The organism is Pseudomonas sp. TNT3 (genome assembly GCF_010095445.2).
Classification (GTDB): Bacteria; Pseudomonadota; Gammaproteobacteria; order Pseudomonadales; family Pseudomonadaceae; genus Aquipseudomonas.
In genome coordinates this window covers 109,089-128,631 of the sequence record NZ_WFGV02000009.1, presented here as the reverse complement: position 1 = coordinate 128,631, position 19,543 = coordinate 109,089, and the positions used below count along the sequence as shown (strand labels likewise).

The following is a 19,543-nucleotide window of genomic DNA, read 5'->3' as shown; positions in this document are numbered from 1 at the left end:
GGTGGCAGCTGTGCGCGGGTTAGTAGGCCGGTCAATAGGAACCCGGTGCATCCGAAGACGCCCCACGCACAGCCGCCATATTCAGTACCCGACAGAGTGTCGGGCGTGAGGATGGGACGCTATGCACCTATTGATCCGGGCTACTAAACCCGATCACTGATGAGCAGTGACGGACGGAGGTTAGGCACGGAATTCTGCAGGCGCAAGCGTGCGAAATAATCTAGGAAACGTCCTGCAAAGGGAAGGGATTTGCTATGTAGGAGCGCTGATTTTTCTGTGAGAAAACGGCAGTTTTTGTAGTGGGTTTCCTACAGCAAAGATCGCAGCCTTCGGCAGCGCCTACAGTGGATCGGTGGACACCTGTAGGCGCTGCCGAAGGCTGCGATCTTTTGATCTTGATTCAGCGTTTGTTAAGACCCCGCGCCAATCGATCCCCACCCAGCTGGATAATCGCCACCAACACCACCAGCAACACGATCACCGTCAGCATGATCTGGCTATCGAATCGCTGATAGCCGTACCGATACGCAATGTCTCCCAGCCCACCAGCACCAATCGCTCCCGCCATGGCCGAGGAGTTGATCATGGTGACCAGGGTAATGGTGAAACCGCCGACAATCCCCGGCAGCGCTTCCGGCAACAGAACATGCCAGACGATGTGCCAGCGCCGGCATCCCATCGCCTGTGCTGCTTCGATGAGCCCATGATCGACCTCACGCAAGCTGACCTCGGCGATACGCGCAAAGAACGGTGTAGCGGCGATGGTCAGGGGGACCACCGCTGCCCACACGCCATAGGTGGTGCCGACGATCAGGCGAGTGAACGGGATCAGCGCCACCATCAGAATCAGAAACGGTATAGATCGAAACAGGTTCACGAACGCACCCAGTGCGCGGTTCAGCGCGGGTGCTTCGTAGATGCCGCCTTTGGAACTGGTGACCAGAATCACCGCCAGCGGTATGCCCGCCAGTAACGCAATCAGCGATGACACGCCAACCATCAGGAAAGTGTCGATGAAGCCCTGCAGCAAGCGATCAAACCACATAACCCAACACCTCCACCTGTTGTGCCCATTGGCCGGCGCGCTGGCGCAGTTCTTCCGCGCTCGAAGATGAATCCGTCACCGCCAACAGCAGTTGTCCAAGCGCATGCCCCTGAATCCGCTCCACGCCACCTTGCAGCAGCCGCACGCGACCGCCAAGGGCGCTGAACAACGCGGCCAGATCGGGTTCGTCGGTGGCGCTACCGGTGAATTGCAGACGCAATACGACGGCGGCATCCGGCTTGGGAGGCTGCGCGTGCAAGCGGCTTTGCAGCTCTTGCGGCAGTGCGTGCTGCAATGGCGCGAGCAAGGTCTTGCTGACCTCATGCTGCGGGTTGCCGAACACTTCCCAGACTGGCCCTTGCTCGACGATCCGACCGTGTTCGAGCACCACGACCCGGTCACAGATATCGCGGATGACCGCCATTTCGTGAGTGATCAGCACGATGGTCAGGCCGAGCCGTTGGTTGATCTCGCGCAGCAGCCCGAGGATCGATTGCGTGGTCTCCGGGTCGAGCGCTGAAGTGGCTTCGTCGCACAACAGAATCGCCGGGTCGTGGACCAGCGCGCGAGCGATGCCGACGCGTTGTTTCTGGCCGCCGGAGAGCTGCGCCGGATAGGCCTTGTGTTTGCCTTCAAGCCCCACCAGTTCCAGTAATTCACGTACTTTCTGCTCGCGTTTTTCCTTCGGGACACCCGCCACTTTCAGCGGCAATTCGACGTTCTGCCAAACCGTCTTGGCCGACATCAAATTGAAATGCTGAAAGATCATGCCGATGCGTCGACGCAGCGCGACCAAGCGGTCTTCATCGAACTCGCCAATGTCCACCTGATCGATCAACACGCGACCGCTGCTCGGCTGTTCAAGTCGGTTGATGGTGCGGATCAGCGACGACTTGCCGGCGCCGCTGCGACCGATGATGCCGAACACTTCGCCGCGCTGAATCGCCAGGTCGATGCCGTGCAGGGCGGCGACTGGACCTTGCTGGCCGTTGTAGGTTTTGCCCAGGCCGATAAAACGCACATGAGCGCGGTTCAGGTCAGGATGCAGTTCGGCTTTTTGGGCCTGACGTTGCTCTGGAATTTCCAGTCGCAGTTGCGTGGCAGCTGTCATTCTCAGCTTTCCCAACCGGCTTGGTAGAGCTTGCCGTGGGCTTTATCCAGCGCAGCGCGAACCGCCGGCGAATGCTGGTAAATGTCGACGAATTTGATAAGACGAGGATCGGTTTTGCTCTTGGGCTGAATCACGAACTGGATCACGTATTCCTTGTGATCGAGGCCATCGAACAGCAGGGCAGAGCCGGCATCGAAGGTCTTGGACAAGCGAATGTAGGCCGGGTAGCCCTGCACCAGATCGGCGTCGTCATAAGCGCGCACCAGTTGCACGGCTTCAACCTGGAGAATTTTGATTTTCTTTGGGTTGCTGACGATGTCTTCTTCGGTGGCCTTGTAGCCCACACCGGGTTTGAGCGTGATCAGGCCGGACTTGGCCAGGAGCTGCAGGCCGCGGCCGCTGTTGATCGGGTCATTGGCGATGGCGACGGTAGCGCCTTCTGGCAGCTCGTCGAAGCTTTTGTATTTCTTCGAATACAGGCCGACGTTGTTGATGATCCCCGGAGCGAACGGTACCAGGTCAAAACCGGCGGCGGCCTTGGCGTTTTCCAGGAACGGGATGTGCTGGAAGTAATTCACGTCGATGTCGCCGGCAGCGAGGCTGACGTTGGGGGCGATCCAGTCGCTGAACTCAACCAGTTCAACCTTCAGGCCTTGTTTGTTGGCTTCTTCGACGGCCGCTTCCAGAGGAATCGCGAAGGCGGCGGTGGTGCCGACCTTGAGCGTCGGGTCGGCGGCGAAGGTAGCGGAGCTGAAGAGGCCGAGGGCCAGGGCCAGTGCTTTGACTGGGTGAGAGAGGTAGTGCTTGGTCATGATGGTTATTCCAGTCAGTGCATGAATGTGTGTTGTCTGGTTGGGCCTCATCGCCAGCAGGCTGGCTCCCACAGTAGGAATGCATTGCAACTGTGGGAGCTAGCCTGCTAGCGATGCTTTTAACGGCGGAACGCCGAACCGGTGTGTTGCTCAGGCAAATGCGCCCCTTCGTGAAACAGCTTTTCCCTGAAGGAGCCGTTGTCATAAGCGGTCTTGTACGACCCTCGGCGCTGCAATTCCGGGATCACCCGCTCAATGAAATCCACATAGCTTTCCGGCGTGACGATGCGCGTGAGGTTGAAGCCGTCCAGACCGGTTTCGGCGATCCACGATTCCAGCTCATCCGCCACTTGCTCAGGCGAACCCACCAAGGTGATGTAACGACCGCCGAGGGCGTGTTGCTCCAGCAATTTGCGGCGGGTCCAGTCGTTGTTCTGCAGGTTTTTGGTCGCGGACTGGATGGCGTTGCTCTTCACGTACTGGATCGGCTCGTCGATCTCGTACTCGGAAAAATCGATCCCGGTCGAGGCCGAGAAATGCGCCACGCCGGCTTCGGCGCTGGCGTAGCTCAGGTACTCGGCATGCTTGGCCCAAGCGAGCTCTTCGGTGGCGCCGACAATTACGTTCAGCCCCATGAACACCTTGATGTCCTCAGGGTTGCGACCGGCTTCAACGGCGCTGGCGCGCACCTTGTCCACCTGAACTTTGGTCGATGGTTTGTTCTGGCCGCTGATGAACACACACTCGGCGTGACGCCCGGCGAACAACAATCCACGGTCCGAGCTGCCGGCCTGGAACAGCACCGGCGTGCGTTGCGGCGACGGTTCGCAGAGGTGATAGCCCTCGACCTGATAGAACTCGCCCTTGTGCTCGACCTTGTGCACCTTTTCTGGCTGCGCATAGATTCGCTGCTGCGGATCGTTGAGCACCGCGCCGTTTTCCCAACTGCCTTCCCAGAGTTTGTAGAGCACGTCGAGGTACTCGTCAGCCTGGTCATAGCGGCGGTCGTGTTCGACCTGTTCGCTCAGGCCCATGGCCTTGGCGGCACTGTCGAGGTAACCGGTGACGATGTTCCAGCCCACTCGACCGCGACTCAGGTGATCGAGTGTCGACATGCGTCGGGCGAACAGATACGGCGGCTCGTAGGTAAGGTTGGCGGTGAGGCCGAAACCAAGGTTTCGGGTCACGGCGGCCATGGCCGACACCAGGAGCAGCGGGTCGTTGACCGGCAGCTGGATCGACTCTTTGAGCGGCACATCCACCGCGTTCTGGTAGACGTCATACACCCCGACGATGTCGGCGATGAACAACCCGTCAAAGAGTCCGCGCTCCAGCAGTTGCGCCAGTTCGGTCCAGTATTCGATGGTTTTGTATTGAGTGGAGTTGTCCCGTGGATGCGTCCACAGGCCATGGTTGATGTGACCGATGCAGTTCATGTTGAACGCGTTGAGCAGGATTTTCTTTTTGCTGGCGCTCATCAGATGGTCCCCCGCAGTGGCGGTTTTTCATCGTTGAGGTAGTAGTTGCCCACAGCGTGGTACTTCCAGCGCACCGGGTCGTGCAGCGTGTGCACGCGCGCGTTGCGCCAATGGCGATCCAGACCGTGTTCGATCAGGGTCGCCTGGCTGCCAGCCAGTTCAAACAGCGTGCTGCCCGCGGCGAGGGAGATTTCGGTACTGATGGCGCGGGCCTCGGCGATGGCAATGGACGCCGCCGCGACGGTCTCGGCGTTGGTGTCGGCCTGGGCCTTGTCGAGGTATTCGCCAGCACGTTCGAGCAAGGCTTCAGTGGCATGCAGACGGATGCTCAGGTGGCCGAAGCTCTTGAGGGTCAGCGGGTCTTCGGTGGCTTTCTCATGGGTAGCATCAATCCACGGCCGGGTTTTGGTGCGCACGAAGTGCAGGGCATCTTCATACGCCGCGCGGGCGATGCCGGTGTCGATGGCGGCATGAAGAATCTGCGCCAACGGGCCAACCGGTGTCGGACGTTCGAAAGCGCTTTGAAAAGGGATCACGTCTTCGGCCGCGACGTAGACGTCTTCGAACACCACCGAGCCGCTGCCCGTGGTGCGCTGGCCAAAGCCGCTCCAGTCGTCGATGACCGTCAGGCCTTTGCTGTCGCGCGGCACAAACGCCAGTTGTTGCACGCCGTTTTCATCAATAACTGACGTCGGGATGCGTTGGGCGTAGATGGCACCGGTGGCGTAGAACTTGCGGCCATTAATGCGATAACCATCGCTTTCGCGGGTCAGGCGGGTGACACGGTCGTGGGCGGTTTTGGTGCCCAGTTCTGCCAGGGCATTGCCGAAGCGCTGACCGGCCAGGACTTCGGCGTACAGGCGTTTTTTCTGCTCGTCGCTGCCGTTCACTCGCAGCACTTCGAGGGCATAGAAATGGTTTTGGGGAATCTGTCCGAGAGAGCCGTCCGCCTGCGCGATCAAGGCGATGACCTTGGCCAGGGTGACGTTCGAAACGCCCGCGCCACCGTATTCCTTTGGCACACTGATACCCCATAGGCCCGAGCGGGAAAACACTTCCAGCTCCGGATGTGGCAAACGGCGTTCGCGGTCGCGCAGGGCGCTGTCGCGTTTGAAGTCATCGGCCAGGTCACTGGCGACGATCAGGGCTTGCTCATCGCTGGTTATGACCGCGACGTGGTGAGAAAGAGGCATGTGCTTCTCCAGAGATCTGGTCAAAAGTGTCTGGTCGTTAAATCCAGGAATGACGAGCGGGCAACGTGCCGTTCAAGTGATACGTGCCGACAGCGTGATACTTCCAGCGCACCGGATCGTGCAGCGTGTGCACGCGGGCGTTACGCCAGTGACGGTCGAGATTGAATTCGGCGAGGGTGGCGCGACTGCCGGCGAGTTCGAAGAGCTTTTCGCTGGCCAGCAACGAGATTTCGGTGGTCAGCACTTTGGCTTCGGCCACGGCAATCGAGGCGCGGGCAGCGGACTCGGCAGTGAGCGGCGCGGCGTTGGCCTGGTCGAGCACTTGCCCCGCCTTGCGCAGTAGAGCTTCAGCCGCGTGCAGTTCAATTTTCAGTTTGCCGATGTCGGCGATGACATAGAGGTCGTCGCTGGCCCGTTCAACGTTGGCGTCGATCCATGGCCGTGCACGGGTCTTCACGAATTCGATGGCGTCGTCGATTGCGCCTCGGGCAATGCCGGCGTCGATAGCCGCTTGAATCAGCTGTGAGACGGAACCCTGGATGTTTGGCTTGTCATTGATCGTCCAGTTATCCACCACCAGTTCGGCGTCGACCCGCACGTTGTTGAGCAAGACGGTGCCGCTGGCAGTGGTGCGTTGGCCAAAACCCGACCAGTCATCAACGATGCGCAAACCGGGCGTGCCACGGCGGACGAAGGCCAGTACCTGCTTGCCGTCATCGTTCAGCGCTTTGACGGCGACCCAATGAGCGAACAACGCGCCGGTGGAATAGAACTTCTGGCCATTGATCACGAAACCATCGCCGTCGGCGGTGATTCGCGCTTTCAGTTCGAGTGTGTTTTTGGTGCCGCGCTCCGGGCCTGCATTGCCGATGCGCCAGCCTTCAAGCACGCTTTTGAACAGCCGTTTTTTTTGCGCTTCGGTGGCGCTGCCGAGCACAAGATTGAGAATGCCAAACTGGTTTTGCGGGATCTGCCCCAAGGCCGGATCAGCCGCGGAAATGATCGCGAAGACCTCAGCAAGGGTGACGAATGAAACCTGTGGACCGCCGTATTCGCGCGGGATGGCGATGCTGCCCAGGCCGCTGCGGGTGAATTGTTCGACTTCCGACCACGGCAGCTTGCGCTGCTGGTCACGTTTGGCCGCTTGCAGGCGGGCGACCTGTGCCAGCTCATGGGCGGCCTTGATGGCTTGAGCATCGTTGCGCAAGACCTGCGCGGGCAACAACAACGGGGCGATATCCAGATCACTCTGGACAAGTGCGTCTGCCAGACTGGACATCAGCGCCACTCCTTGGCTGCACGCAATGCCCTGGCGATCTGCACTGGGGTGATTGTGTTCCGGACCATACCTACCTCACATCTCATGGAAACGCCGCGGGAAAGGCGGCGAACGAAAACAAGAATGTCCGGTGGTCCGGTTCATATACCCTAAACATGTATAAAAAATTAATAAACTAACTTTTAGGAATATGCATAGAAGGGGTCGTGGGCTGCTACAGGGATTGGGGTGGGTTCGTGAGGGGGCTCAGCGCTTTGCTCGCTTCAGCGGTAGTTTGAGGTAGGCGTTGGCGCAGCCGATCTTCAGCCTGCGCACTGGCGCCCAGCGAGAGTTGTTGCCTGCCCGGTCGAGGACGCAATACGTTACTTCCAGTCGCAGATCCTCGCCGGCTTCGAGAATGATCGCCGAAGGTACCCAAACCTGAATTGGCTGTCCGATATCACAGGGTTTTAGCCTGGGCAGATCCATTCGAGCGTCCCCCCAACGCAGGGTGATCTCGTCGTCGACGTCCATGTTCAGGTACGGCTCAATGGTCAACGGCACGCCGCGTTTTATCTGCCTCGAATTGACGCCCTTTCGTTGAATAGCCTCGGGGAGGTTAACCAGCGCCAGATTCTGGTTTTCATCGCCGCACACCGGTGGTGGCTGTCCGCCTGGGCAATCCAGTTTGACGTGTACCTGCATGGCGGGCGACAGGGCCGGTTCCTGGCCGATCTGCATGACCCGGTAGCGAACGCTCGAAGCGCCACTGGCAATAAAGCTTTCCGGTACTCGCAGGCTGACGGTCTTGCACACGTCCCTGGCAGCCAACACTTTGGACGCCACGTAGCAGTCATCCCAGAACAGTTCGATCAGATCGCCTTTATCCATGCCGGCGTATGGCGCGACGTCGATCAGCAGGTGCGCCGCCGAGCTGATGTTGATGCTGTCCTTGTCTGATTGCGCCAGCGTCGGCACCGCCAATTGAAGTGTGGTTGAGATGCTTTTCATGGATTCTCCTAGAAGTCTTGCAACGAATTCCGTTTCTGAAAAAACGCGGATGTCGAACAGCAAAACCGTTCATTACTTGAAGTTAAAATAATGATTGAGTGTGATGAGTGTCGTCCGTAGTCACAGATAAAAGTGCGGATGAATGACTGTCAATAGAGTGAGTTAGTTAAGTTGGCGAGCGCGTGTTATTCAGAAGGTTCCTACGTGCAGGAGGCAGTAAGCCCCATGGTGTTGTCGAATATTGCTCAATAAATGCTGGGTTTTACTGCGCTGTTTAGCGATAGCGACAGCCAAGCACTGCTTGAGTATTAAGCATACTGGCGAAGGCAAAATGGTTTCTACGGGCTATATATGTACCGCGCGCTTCGACAAAAAAGTTGTAGGGCAGGCAGTGATATTTAATTGAGCGAAGAGGGTGTTTATAGAAGGGGAGGGGGACTTCCATCCGTGGAAGTTAAACCGTATTGCGGGGGTGTTTAGTGGTGTGTGTTGTTTATAAACTTGCTGAGGAACTGTTTCGTCCGCTCTTCTTTAGGGTTGGCAAACAACGCCTTGGCTTCACCTTGCTCGACGATCACTCCTTTGTCGAAAAACACCACGCGATTGGCCACGTCCCGGGCAAAGCTCATTTCGTGGGTGACGATCACCATGGTGCGTTTCTCTTCCGCCAGGCTGCGGATGGTTGCCAGCACTTCACCCACCAGCTCCGGATCGAGGGCTGAGGTGGGCTCGTCGAACAGAATGACTTCCGGCTCCATGGCCAATGCCCGGGCGATCGCCACACGCTGTTGCTGGCCGCCTGAAAGACGTCGCGGATACGCGTCCTCCTTGCCCGCCAACCCGACTCGGGCCAACAGTTTTTTGCCCAGGGCAATGGCATCGGCGCGGGGGATCTTTTTCACTACGATCGGCCCCTCGATCACGTTTTCCAGGGCCGTGCGATGGGGGAACAGATTGAAGCTCTGGAACACAAAACCCACGTGCTGACGCAAGCGGCGCACCAGGCTTTGCTGCTGGTTCAGTGGTCGGCTGCCATCGATTTCGATGTCACCAACCTTGATCCGGCCGCTGGTGGGTTCTTCCAGAAAATTCAGGCAGCGCAGGAAGGTGGTTTTACCCGAGCCGCTGGGCCCGATAATGGCCACAACCTCGCCTTCCTTTACTTCCAGATCGATGCCATTGAGCACCACTTGACCCTTGAACTGCTTTGTCAGTTTTTCCACGACAATCATGGGTCAGGACTCCTGGTCGTGCCGATTGACCCGCTCTTCCAACTTGTTCTGCAGGTGCGACAACACCGTGGCCAGAATCCAGTAGATCAGTGCGGCGGCAAGGTACATGGTGAACACTTCGAAGGTGCGTGCTGTGATCAGCTGCGCCTGGCGGAACAACTCCGGCACCTGGATGGTGGCGGCCAGCGCGGTGTCCTTGACCAGCGAAATGAAGCTGTTGCCAAGCGGCGGCAATGCGGTGCGCATTGCCTGCGGGATGATGGCCCGTCGCAGGGTTTGCGCTCGGGTCATGCCGATGCTGGCGGCAGCTTCCCACTGGCCGCGCTCGATTGAGCTGATCGCGGACCGGAGGATTTCACAGGCGTAAGCGGCCATGTTCAGCGAGAAGCCGATCAGGGCCGCCGGCAGCGGATCGAGTTCCATGCCCAATTGCGGCAAGCCGTAATAGATCACGAACAGTTGCACCAGCAACGGCGTGCCGCGAAAAAACGACACGTAGATGCGGGCGATCCAGCTCACCAGCTTGAAGCGCGACAGGCGCATCAGTGCCAGGCCGAAGCCCAGCATGAGGCCGAAAAACATCCCGCCCAGGCTCAAGATGACCGTGTAGTAGGCCCCCTTGAGCAGGAAAGGCAGGGAATCCAGTGCGAGTTGGAAAGCTTCTTCCATTATTGAGTGACGTCAGCGCTGAAATATTTTTCCGAGAGCTTTTTCAGCGTACCGTCTGCACGCAGCTTGTCGATGGCCTTGTTCACTGCGGCCAGCAGCTCAGGCTCGCCTTTGCGCAGCGCAATACCAGCTTCCTGGCGGGAGAACGCTTCGCCGGCGGCGACAGTGTCCTTGGCCTTCTTGGCGTATTCCAGTGCGGCGAGACGGTCGATCAGAATGGCGTCGATACGGCCTACGCGCAGGTCCTGGAACTTGGTCGGATCATCGTCATAGGTCTTGATGATGGCTTTGGGTTGATTTTCCTTGAGCCATTGCTCGTAGTTGGTGCCCAGGCCTACGCCGACTTTCTTGCCATCCAGATCGGCGGCGGTCTTGATGGTGTCTTTGTTCTTGGTCAGAACAAGCGCCTGAATACCGGAGACGGTGTAAGGCTCGGAGAAGTCGTACTTCTTCTTGCGCTCTTCGGAAATGGTCACTTGGTTGATCACCGCGTCCAGACGCTTGGATTCCAGTGCCGCGAGGATGCCGTCCCATTTGGTCGGTTGCAGTTTCACTTTCACGCCCAGCTCTTTGGCCAGGGCTTCGGAGAACTCGACTTCGAAGCCGGCCAGTTTGCCGTCGGCGTCCACGAAGCTGAACGGTGGGTAAGTGCCTTCCAGGCCGACGTTGATAACGCCGGCGTCTTTGATTTTTTGCAGTTGCTCACCGGCAACGGCCTGACCGATCAGACCGGCGCTCAGCGCCAGGCCCAGCGAACCTACCAGCAGATTTCGACGTAGTGCGGAAAAATTCATGACAAGCCCCTGTGTTTTCTTATGGAAGACGTAGTGAGAAGGTTGGCAAATTCGGGATTTAAACGTCTGCGATATCCTGCCCTAAAGCAGCATATTCGTCTCGTTGCAAATTCGCCTGCGGCGCGACTATATGATGGCGTTCTTAGATTGGAAAATAATAAATATTTCGATTGTTATTCCTTTGTGGAATATAAAATCAAAAGATCGCAGCCTTCGGCAGCTCCTGCAGGAGTACGCCAATCCATGTAGGAGCTGCCGAAGGCTGCGATCTTTTGATCTAGCCGTTTCTGTTTTACAGAAAATCTTTATAGGCAAACAACGCCGGTGCTCCACCGGTGTGCAGGAAAATAATCGGCCCCTCATTGAAGCGCTGACGGCCGATGCCATCCAGCAGACCCGCCATGGCCTTGCCGGTGTACACCGGGTCGAGCAACAACCCTTCCTGACTGGCCACCAGTTTCACCGCTGAGAGCGTGCCGGCGTTCGGTTCGCCGTAACGCGGGCCGAAATATTCGTCCCACAATTCGACTTTGAAACTCGCTGGCAGAGTCACGCCCAGCAGCTCCGCTGTGCGCTCGGCCAGGCCCTGAACCTTGGGGCGTTGATCTTCATCACTGCGCGATACCGTGACGCCGATCACTGGCAATTCCGGCAGTGCTTCATTCAATGCCAGCGCCAGGCCGCTATGGGTTCCTGCACTGCCTGAGGCCAATACCACGGCAGCAAAAGTCAGACCGGTGTCCTTGATCTGTTCGGCCAGTTCCAGCCCGGCGCGCACATAACCGAGCGCGCCCAAAGCGTTGGAGCCGCCAATCGGCACGATGTAGGGTTTTTTGCCGTTGTTACGCAGTCGGTCAGCCAGGGCCTGCAATTGTTCGTCGGCGTTGTCGAGGTTTTCCACCAGTTCGACCTTGGCATCGAACAGGTCGAGCAGCAGCCGATTGCCATTGGCGACGTAGTTGCTGTCGTCAGTGCCCAGCGGATTTTCCAGCAGGGCGATGCAACCCAGGCCCAGTTTGGCGGCCAGGGCAGCGGTCTGGCGAACGTGGTTGGACTGCAGCGCGCCTGCGGTGATGAACGTGTCGGCGCCTTGGGCCAGCGCATCTGCCGCCAGGTATTCGAGTTTTCGCAGCTTGTTGCCGCCCATCGCCAGTGGCGTCAGGTCATCGCGTTTGACGTATACATCGCGGCCCAGCCAGGTCGACAGGCGCTCGAGTTTTTCCAGCGGCGTCGGGTGGCTGAGCAATTCGAGGCGGTCAAAACGGGCGAGCTGTTGTTTGATCATGGTTACGCACTGGCAGGGAAAGATGTCCGGACTATAGGCACGCCAAAATCCAGGGGCAACCGCCAATCGCTTATAGCCAAAAGTATTGAGTTCAGCACTATTGGTTCTTAATTCGGCTTGAATACCTTGCCGTAAAGTAATCGCCGTCAAGGTGGCCAGACCGTCCGGCTGCCGGTGAGGAGTTTCTACAGTGAGCGAGCGATCCAGCCATTGGCAATTGCAGACCATCGTCAGCCAACTGCGTACCGCGCGTGATCAATGGCGTGCCCAAAACGGTCGCGCCAGTGGCGAGCAGGGCGGTCGCGAGTTGCCTTCTCGAGCGGCGATGGCCGATATTCTTGAAGCGCTCTGTGGCGCGCTGTTTCCGATGCGCCTGGGGCCGGTCGACCTGCGTGAGGAGAGTGAAGATTTCTACGTCGGCCACACGCTGGACGTGGCGCTGAACGCATTGCTGGCTCAAGCGCGACTCGAACTGCGTTACGCCGCGCGCCATAGCGCCCAGGCCGACACCGAAGTCGAGGCCAGGACCATTCAGATCATCCAGGATTTCGCCCTCGCGTTGCCGGGGCTGCGCAGTTTGCTGGACACCGATGTGCTGGCGGCCTACCACGGTGATCCAGCGGCGCGCAGCGTTGATGAGGTGCTGCTGTGCTACCCGGGGATTCTGGCGGTGATTCACCATCGCCTGGCGCACCATCTCTATCGCGCCGGGTTGCCGCTGCTGGCGCGGATCAGCGCGGAAATCGCGCACTCGGCCACGGGCATCGATATCCACCCAGGGGCGCAGATCGGTCGCAGCTTCTTTATCGATCATGGGACGGGTGTGGTGATTGGCGAGACCGCCATCATCGGCGAGCGTGTGCGGATCTATCAGGCCGTGACCCTGGGTGCGAAGCGTTTTCCGGCGGATGAAGACGGGCAATTGCAGAAGGGCCATCCGCGGCATCCGATTGTCGAGGATGACGTGGTGATTTACGCCGGTGCGACGATTCTGGGGCGGATTACTATCGGCAAGGGCTCGACCATCGGCGGTAATGTCTGGCTGACCCGCAGCGTGCCGGCGGGGTGCAACCTGACCCAGGCGAATCTGCAGCATGATGATGGGACGCAGAAGTAAGGGCTGAAATCTTCACTGATCTTGCTAACGCCTTCGCGGGCAAGCCCCGCTCCCACAGGATCGATGTCGTTCGCACAATTACTGTACGACACGATACCTGTGGGAGCGTGGCTCGCCCGCGAATGATTTCAATCCGAACCGAGATAATGGCATTCAGCCAATTATCCAGTGAACCAAACCACCAAATCCCACCTCATACCCTTCCTTGAGCTAGCGTACACACAGTACCGCCGAGCCCTGCGATTAGTCCTTAGCGCCCTATCCATGTTTAACTTGAACGCTCATTCAAGTTAAAACGCCGGTTCGCTGCCCGCTCACAACAGGAGGCTTGCCTTTGCTGAGTCTGATTTTCACAGCCACATTGCCTACCTTAGAGGTGCATGTTTCATGAGTGCATCTTCTCTCCCACCAAGCGGCCAGGTCCGCATGAATCCGCCGGTGTTCTACTTCTCGGCGAGTTTCATTCTGTTGTTCGGCATCGTGGTTATCGCGATGCCCGAGCAAGCCGGGGCCTGGTTGCTGGCGGCACAAAACTGGGCGGCCAATACGGTCGGCTGGTACTACATGCTCGCGATGACCCTGTACCTGGTCTTCGTGGTGGTCACCGCCTTATCCGGCTACGGCAAGATCAAGCTCGGTGCCGACCACGACGAACCCGAGTTCAGTTACCTGTCCTGGGCCGGCATGCTGTTCGCCGCCGGGATCAGCATCACGCTGTTTTTCTTTTGTGTATCCGAGCCGCTGACCCACCTCGCGCAACCGCCCCAGGGCGATGCCGGCACGGCGGATGCGGCGCGACAGGCGATGCAGATTCTGTTCCTGCACTGGGGCTTGCATGGCTGGGGCGTGTTCGCCTTTGTCGGCATGGCGCTGGCCTACTTCGCCTACCGCCATAACCTGCCACTGGCGTTACGCTCGGCGCTTTACCCGCTGATCGGCAAGCGCATCAACGGTCCGATCGGTTATGCGGTGGACGGCTTCGGCATCATCGCTACGGTGTTTGGCCTCGGTGCCGACATGGGCTTTGGCGTGTTGCACCTCAACTCCGGGCTCGACTATCTGTTCGGTGTTGCACACACCCAGTGGGTTCAGGTGGGCCTGATCACGCTGATGATGGGCGCGGCAATCATCGTCGCGGTATCCGGCGTCGACAAAGGCGTGCGGGTGATGTCCGACATCAACATGCTGCTGGCGTGTGCGCTGCTGTTGTTCGTGTTGTTCGCCGGCCCTACGCAGCATTTGCTCAACACCCTGATCCAGAACATCGGCGACTATCTCGGCGCCTTGCCGATGAAGAGTTTTGACCTGTACGCCTATGACAAACCCAGCGACTGGTTGGGCGGCTGGACAGTGTTCTACTGGGCCTGGTGGATTGCATGGTCGCCGTTCGTTGGCCTGTTCATCGCACGGATTTCCCGTGGCCGGACCATCCGCGAATTCGTTTTTGGCGTATTGCTGATCCCGCTTGGTTTCACCCTGGCGTGGATGTCGATCTTCGGCAACAGCGCCATCGATCAAGTCCTCAACCACGGCATGAGCGCGCTGGGAATGTCGGCCATCGACAACCCCTCGATGACGCTTTACCTGTTGCTGGAAACCTACCCGTGGAGCAAAACCGTTATCGCGGTCACGGTGTTCATCAGCTTCGTGTTCTTCGTCACCTCGGCCGACTCCGGTACCGTGGTGCTGTCGACGCTGTCTGCCAAAGGCGGCAATCCGGATGAAGACGGGCCGAAATGGCTGCGGGTGTTCTGGGGCGCGATGACTGCATTGGTGACCAGTGCGCTGCTGTTCTCCGGCAGCATCGATGCGCTGAAGTCAGCCGTGGTGCTGACCTCGCTGCCGTTCTCGATGATTTTGCTGTTGATGATGTGGGGGCTGCACAAGGCGTTCTACCTGGAGTCGCAGAAGCAGATCGCGCAACTGCATTCCCTGGCACCGGTGTCCGGTTCGCGGCGTGGTGGCTGGCGTCAGCGGCTGAGTCAGGCCGTGCACTTCCCCTCGCGGGATGAGGTCTATCGCTTCCTCGACACGACGGTGCGTCCGGCGATTGAAGAGGTGACTGCCGTATTCGTCGAGAAGGGTTTGAACGTGGTCACTCAGCCTGACCCGGCCAATGACAGTGTCAGCCTGGAAATCGGTCATGGCGAACAGCATCCGTTCATCTATCAGGTGCAGATGCGTGGCTACTTCACACCGTCTTTCGCCCGTGGCGGCATGGGTTCCAAGGAGCTCAACAATCGCCGTTACTATCGGGCTGAAGTGCATTTGGCCGAGGGCAGTCAGGACTACGATCTGGTCGGTTACACCAAGGAGCAGATCATCAACGACATCCTCGACCAGTACGAGCGGCACATGCAGTTCCTGCATTTGGTGCGTTGATCAATGGGTGATGGCTCAGGCTTGAGTCATCACCATGAACAACACCAGTGCGGCCACCGGGACGCTGAACACCAGGCTGCCGACCACCATTTCCGAACTCACGGACTGGCCGGCAGTGACCACGCCGATGGCGCCGTTGATGACGGTCAGCGCCAGCCACAAGGCGACGAAGCTGTAGGTCAGGGTCTGGCGGCTGAAGCCGATTTTCTCACCGATGAACAGCATCAGCGCCAGGAGGATCAGGCCGAAGGTGATGATGATGGTGGTGTGCATGGTGAGTACATTCCTCGGGTGTGGGTTGGCTTGGAGGGCTTCATCGTCGGAACGCCGCCCGGACCAAGCTTTGCTCTCACAGGTAATGGTCTGATGCCATGTTTGGATATTAATGTACTCATCTCAATGAATGTTTACCCAGACAAGAGAGGATTCGATGACTTACACCGCTGCCGAAAACCGCTATGACGCCATCCCGTACCGCCGTGTAGGCCGCAGCGGGCTGGTATTGCCGGCGCTGTCGTTGGGCCTGTGGCACAACTTTGGCGACAGCACGCCAATCGAAACCCAGCGCTCGTTGTTGCGCACGGCGTTCGATCTGGGGATCAACCACTTCGACCTCGCCAACAACTATGGCCCGCCGTATGGCAGCGCCGAGATCAATTTCGGCCGTTTGCTGCGTGAAGACTTCAAGCAGTACCGCGACGAACTGATCATCTCGAGCAAGGCGGGCTGGGACATGTGGCCCGGCCCTTACGGCCAGGGCGGAGGTTCGCGCAAATACGTGCTCGCCAGCCTCGACCAGAGCTTGCAGCGCCTGGGCCTGGACTACGTCGACATCTTCTATTCTCACCGCTTCGACCCGGACACGCCGCTGGAAGAAACCGCCAGCGCACTGGCCACCGCCGTGCAGCAGGGCAAGGCTTTGTACATTGGCATCTCGTCTTATTCCGGGGTGAAAACCCGTGAAATGGCCGCGCTGCTGAAGGAGTGGAAAGTGCCGCTGTTGATTCATCAGCCGGCCTACAACCTGCTCAACCGTTGGGTAGAAAAAGACCTGCTGGATGTCACCGATGAGCTCGGCACCGGGGTGATTGCATTTACACCACTGGCCCAGGGACTCCTGACTGACAAGTACCTCAACGGCGTGCCGGCGGATGCGCGGGTGAATCGTCCGGGGGGTGGCTCGTTGCAGGCTTCGCATTTGTCCGAGGCCAACATCGCTCACGTTCGCGCGCTGAACGAGATCGCCAAGCGTCGTGGTCAGAGCCTGGCGCAGTTGGCGTTGGCCTGGACACTGCGGGATCCACGCGTGACCTCGGCGCTGATCGGCGCGAGTCGTCCGGAGCAGATAATCGAGAACGTCGGGGCGTTGAAGAATTTGAGCTTCAGTGCGCAAGAGCTGGCGGAGATTGATGGGTTTGCCCAGGAGGGTGGGATCAATCTTTGGGAGAAGCCATCCTCGGCTGAGTAAGCTTTCGGCGCTGGTTTTTCCGGCGCCTGCAATACCGCTATCGCGGGCAAGCCCGCTCCCACAGGGTTATGTGTTGAACCAACATTCTGCGGCCAACTGATATAGCTGTGGGAGCGGGCTTGCCCGCGATAGCGGCATATGAGGCAATGACGAAAGTCAGGTCTCACCGAAAAAACGGTACATCCCCCAACACCGTCGCGCGCTGCATCACCCGCCGTGCAGGGCGGTAGTCGTCTACTGCGTAATGCTGCGTCACGCGGTTGTCCCAGAACGCCACGTCGTCTTTCTGCCAACGCCAGCGGATGGTGAACTCCGGGCGCGTCGCGTGGGCGAACAGCAGCTTCAGAATGGCTTCGCTTTCCGTTTCCGACAGCTCGTTGATCTTCGATGTGAACCCTTCATTGACGAACAATGACCGGCGCCCACTCACGGGGTGGGTGCGGATCACAGGGTGCGACAACGGTGGGTTTTTGCGGCGGGCTTCTTCCCATTGAGCCAGCGCTTCTGGCGTGTTGCCGTAGCGTTCCAATGGAAACGAGCGAGTGAAATCGTGGGTGGCGGTCAGGCCTTCGAGCAGGTTTTTCATCGGCGCAGACAGCGCTTCATACGCAGCAATGCCGCTGGCCCACAGCGTGTCGCCGCCAAACTCCGGCAACAGCTTGGCACTGAGCACGGCGCCCATCGCCGGTGTCGGCAGGAAGGTCACGTCGGTGTGCCAGATCGCGTTGTCGCGCACGTCGGTGACGGCGGTATCAAGGATCAGCACCTCCGGTTGTTCGGGGACGTTGGGGTAGATCGGGTGGATGTGCAGGTCGCCAAAATAGGAGGCGAACCGCGCCTGCTGCTGAGGCGTGATCGGCTGGTCGCGGAAGAACAACACCTGATGCTTGAGCAACGCCTGCTCGATAGCGTCACGTTGTTCCAGGTTCAGCGGCTGGCTCACGTCGACGCCGCTGATCTGCGCGCCGAGGGCCGAGCTTAGGGGGACGATGGTCAGGTTACTCATGGTGGTTCTCTTCAATTCGGGGGGCGGCAACCGAGGCAGCCATATTCAGTGAGCCTGGCCGTGCCACGGCACCAGCTTGCGTTGCAGGGCACGCAGGCCCATTTCCATGGCGAAGGCAATCAGCGCGATGACCAGAATCCCCAGTACCACCACATCGGTGACCAGGAACTGCGCGGCCGATTGCACCATGAAGCCCAAACCGCTGGTGGCGGCGATCAATTCGGCGGCGACCAGGGTCGACCAACCCACACCGAGACCAATGCGCACGCCGGTCAAAATGTCCGGCAAGGCGCTTGGCAGAATGACATGGCGTATCAGCTGCGCCCGTGTTGCGCCCAGCGACTGTGCGGCACGCAGCTTGGCGGGGTCGACCGTGCGCACACCCGTGGCCGTGGCGATGGCGATGGGCGCAAAAATCGCGAGGTAGATCAGCAGGACTTTGGACAGCTCACCGATGCCGCACCAGATCACGATCAGCGGCAGGTAGGCCAACGGTGGAATAGGGCGGTAGAACTCGATCAGCGGATCGAGGATGCCGCGAGCAATGCGGTTGTGGCCGATGGCGATGCCGACCGGTACCGCCGTCAATACCGCGAAGCCCAGGCCCAGCCCGATGCGACTCAGACTGGCGCCCAAGTGCTGCCACAAGGTGGAGTCCATGTAGCCGGTGGTCACCAGCAACCAGCCCTTTTGCAGGACGGCGGACGGAGGCGGCAGGAACAGCGGTTCGATCATGCCGGTAGCCGTCACCGCCCACCACAGCGCCACCAACGCGACCAGTGTCAGGACACTGATCCAGCGTGTGCTCAAGCTGCGCCGTACAGGTATCACCGTCGAAGGGTTTTTTACCGTGACGGCCGGAATCTCATAGCTGCTCATGCGCGCTCCTGCCGCTGGGCGGCGCTGCGTTGGGAGAACACCTTGGCGAGGACGTGTTCGCGGGTTTCGATAAAGCGTGGGTCGGATTTGATCGCCCGTGCCGATTCGCCAGCGGCATAGCGCTGACCGAAATCAAGACTCAAGCGCTCGACGATTTGCCCAGGATCAGGCGCCAGAAGAATCAGGTCAGTAGCGAGAAATACGGCTTCTTCGATGTCGTGGGTAATCAGAAAAACCGGTTTGGCGGTGCGCTGCCAGACTTGCAGCAAGAGCTCTTGCATCTGTTCGCGGGTGAACGCGTCGAGGGCACCGAAAGGTTCGTCCATCAGCAATACACGAGCGTCGGCAGCCAGCGCGCGGGCCAGGCCGACGCGCTGTTTCTGTCCGCCCGAGAGTTGCCAGATCCGGCGGTTTTGGAAACCGGAAAGGTCCACCAGCGCGAGCATTTCTTTGGCGCGGCTTTCACGTATTTCACGAGATACGCCCGCCAGCTCCAGACCGAAGCCGACGTTGGCCAGCACATCCTGCCAAGGCAGCAGGGCATCGTCCTGGAACACCACACCACGTTCGGCGCCTGGCCCTTTGACCGGTACGCCGTCCAGCGTGATACGCCCGGCGCTGGGCTCGACGAAACCGGCAATCAGGTTCAACAGCGAGGTCTTGCCACTGCCGGACGGGCCGAGAGCCACCAGCAATTGCTGAGGCCCAAGGCTCAAGGAAATATCCGCCAGCACCGGTTCCGGGCTACCGGGGTACTGTGCGCTGATGCGCTCCAGCTGTAGCAAAGCCATCGCAATGAACTC

The 19,543-nt window shown here is 59.2% G+C and carries 18 protein-coding genes; 3 read left to right on the top strand and 15 right to left on the bottom strand.

The genetic code is table 11. From position 1 onward, the window contains the following. Positions 1–400: 400 nt before the first annotated feature. The 11 genes from GBC55_RS08595 to GBC55_RS08545 form a co-directional block, all read right to left on the bottom strand. Positions 401–1,045, bottom strand: a complete 645-nt coding sequence (locus GBC55_RS08595; protein ID WP_154852881.1) for a methionine ABC transporter permease — start codon at positions 1,043–1,045, stop codon at positions 401–403. Beyond that, positions 1,035–2,156 (bottom strand): ATP-binding cassette domain-containing protein, encoded by a 1,122-nt coding sequence (locus tag GBC55_RS08590; protein ID WP_162437053.1) that lies wholly within the window; start codon positions 2,154–2,156, stop codon positions 1,035–1,037. Before GBC55_RS08590 ends, GBC55_RS08595 begins: the two co-directional genes overlap by 11 nt. Positions 2,157–2,158: 2 nt before the next feature. Further along, a complete protein-coding gene (locus tag GBC55_RS08585) occupies positions 2,159–2,968 on the bottom strand; it encodes a MetQ/NlpA family ABC transporter substrate-binding protein (protein ID WP_162437052.1) in 810 nt (269 codons plus the stop codon). Between the two features lie 119 nt (positions 2,969–3,087). Further along, on the bottom strand, positions 3,088–4,446 hold the full coding sequence (locus GBC55_RS08580) for an LLM class flavin-dependent oxidoreductase (protein WP_162437051.1): 1,359 nt from the start codon (positions 4,444–4,446) through the stop codon (positions 3,088–3,090). After that, positions 4,446–5,639: an SfnB family sulfur acquisition oxidoreductase gene (locus GBC55_RS08575; RefSeq protein WP_162437050.1), complete on the bottom strand. Its 1,194-nt coding sequence runs from the start codon at positions 5,637–5,639 to the stop codon at positions 4,446–4,448. The genes GBC55_RS08580 and GBC55_RS08575 overlap by 1 nt, the downstream gene beginning before the upstream one ends. Positions 5,640–5,676: 37 nt before the next feature. Beyond that, positions 5,677–6,918, bottom strand: a complete 1,242-nt coding sequence (locus GBC55_RS08570; RefSeq protein WP_162437049.1) for an SfnB family sulfur acquisition oxidoreductase — start codon at positions 6,916–6,918, stop codon at positions 5,677–5,679. 246 nt (positions 6,919–7,164) lie between these two features. Beyond that, positions 7,165–7,908 (bottom strand): hypothetical protein, encoded by a 744-nt coding sequence (locus tag GBC55_RS08565; protein ID WP_162437048.1) that lies wholly within the window; start codon positions 7,906–7,908, stop codon positions 7,165–7,167. Between the two features lie 476 nt (positions 7,909–8,384). After that, positions 8,385–9,140, bottom strand: a complete 756-nt coding sequence (gene tcyN, locus GBC55_RS08560) for an L-cystine ABC transporter ATP-binding protein TcyN (protein ID WP_162437047.1) — start codon at positions 9,138–9,140, stop codon at positions 8,385–8,387. 3 nt (positions 9,141–9,143) lie between these two features. Continuing rightward, on the bottom strand, positions 9,144–9,809 hold the full coding sequence (gene tcyL / locus GBC55_RS08555; RefSeq protein ID WP_010464804.1) for a cystine ABC transporter permease: 666 nt from the start codon (positions 9,807–9,809) through the stop codon (positions 9,144–9,146). Continuing rightward, complete coding sequence (tcyJ, locus tag GBC55_RS08550; protein WP_162437046.1) at positions 9,809–10,603, bottom strand: cystine ABC transporter substrate-binding protein; 795 nt, start codon at positions 10,601–10,603, stop codon at positions 9,809–9,811. Before tcyJ ends, tcyL begins: the two co-directional genes overlap by 1 nt. A gap of 292 nt (positions 10,604–10,895) precedes the next feature. Further along, a complete protein-coding gene (locus tag GBC55_RS08545; protein WP_162437045.1) occupies positions 10,896–11,888 on the bottom strand; it encodes a D-cysteine desulfhydrase in 993 nt (330 codons plus the stop codon). Between the two features lie 190 nt (positions 11,889–12,078). On the opposite strand from GBC55_RS08545, the gene epsC reads away from it, so the two are divergent. Together epsC and betT are read left to right on the top strand one after the other, a co-directional pair. Continuing rightward, the gene (gene epsC, locus GBC55_RS08540; protein ID WP_162437044.1) at positions 12,079–13,005 is read left to right on the top strand and encodes a serine O-acetyltransferase EpsC; all 927 of its coding nucleotides are present in this window, start codon (positions 12,079–12,081) and stop codon (positions 13,003–13,005) included. 426 nt (positions 13,006–13,431) lie between these two features. Further along, positions 13,432–15,387: a choline transporter BetT gene (gene betT, locus GBC55_RS08535; protein ID WP_178114286.1), complete on the top strand. Its 1,956-nt coding sequence runs from the start codon at positions 13,432–13,434 to the stop codon at positions 15,385–15,387. A gap of 15 nt (positions 15,388–15,402) precedes the next feature. Here the strand turns inward: betT and GBC55_RS08530 are convergent, their stop codons facing one another. After that, complete coding sequence (locus tag GBC55_RS08530) at positions 15,403–15,660, bottom strand: hypothetical protein (RefSeq protein WP_162437042.1); 258 nt, start codon at positions 15,658–15,660, stop codon at positions 15,403–15,405. A gap of 157 nt (positions 15,661–15,817) precedes the next feature. Between GBC55_RS08530 and mgrA the strand changes: the two genes are divergently transcribed. Continuing rightward, positions 15,818–16,855: an L-glyceraldehyde 3-phosphate reductase gene (mgrA, locus tag GBC55_RS08525; protein ID WP_162437041.1), complete on the top strand. Its 1,038-nt coding sequence runs from the start codon at positions 15,818–15,820 to the stop codon at positions 16,853–16,855. Positions 16,856–17,018: 163 nt separating this feature from the next. Here the strand turns inward: mgrA and tauD are convergent, their stop codons facing one another. The 3 genes from tauD to tauB are packed head-to-tail and all read right to left on the bottom strand — an operon-like array spanning position 17,019 to position 19,531. Beyond that, positions 17,019–17,861 (bottom strand): taurine dioxygenase, encoded by an 843-nt coding sequence (gene tauD / locus GBC55_RS08520; RefSeq protein ID WP_162437040.1) that lies wholly within the window; start codon positions 17,859–17,861, stop codon positions 17,019–17,021. Between the two features lie 45 nt (positions 17,862–17,906). Continuing rightward, positions 17,907–18,740, bottom strand: a complete 834-nt coding sequence (tauC, locus tag GBC55_RS08515) for a taurine ABC transporter permease TauC (RefSeq protein ID WP_162437039.1) — start codon at positions 18,738–18,740, stop codon at positions 17,907–17,909. Next, positions 18,737–19,531, bottom strand: coding sequence for a taurine ABC transporter ATP-binding subunit (tauB, locus tag GBC55_RS08510; RefSeq protein ID WP_162437038.1), 795 nt, complete (start codon positions 19,529–19,531; stop codon positions 18,737–18,739). The genes tauC and tauB overlap by 4 nt, the downstream gene beginning before the upstream one ends. Between the last annotated feature and the right edge of the window lie 12 nt (positions 19,532–19,543).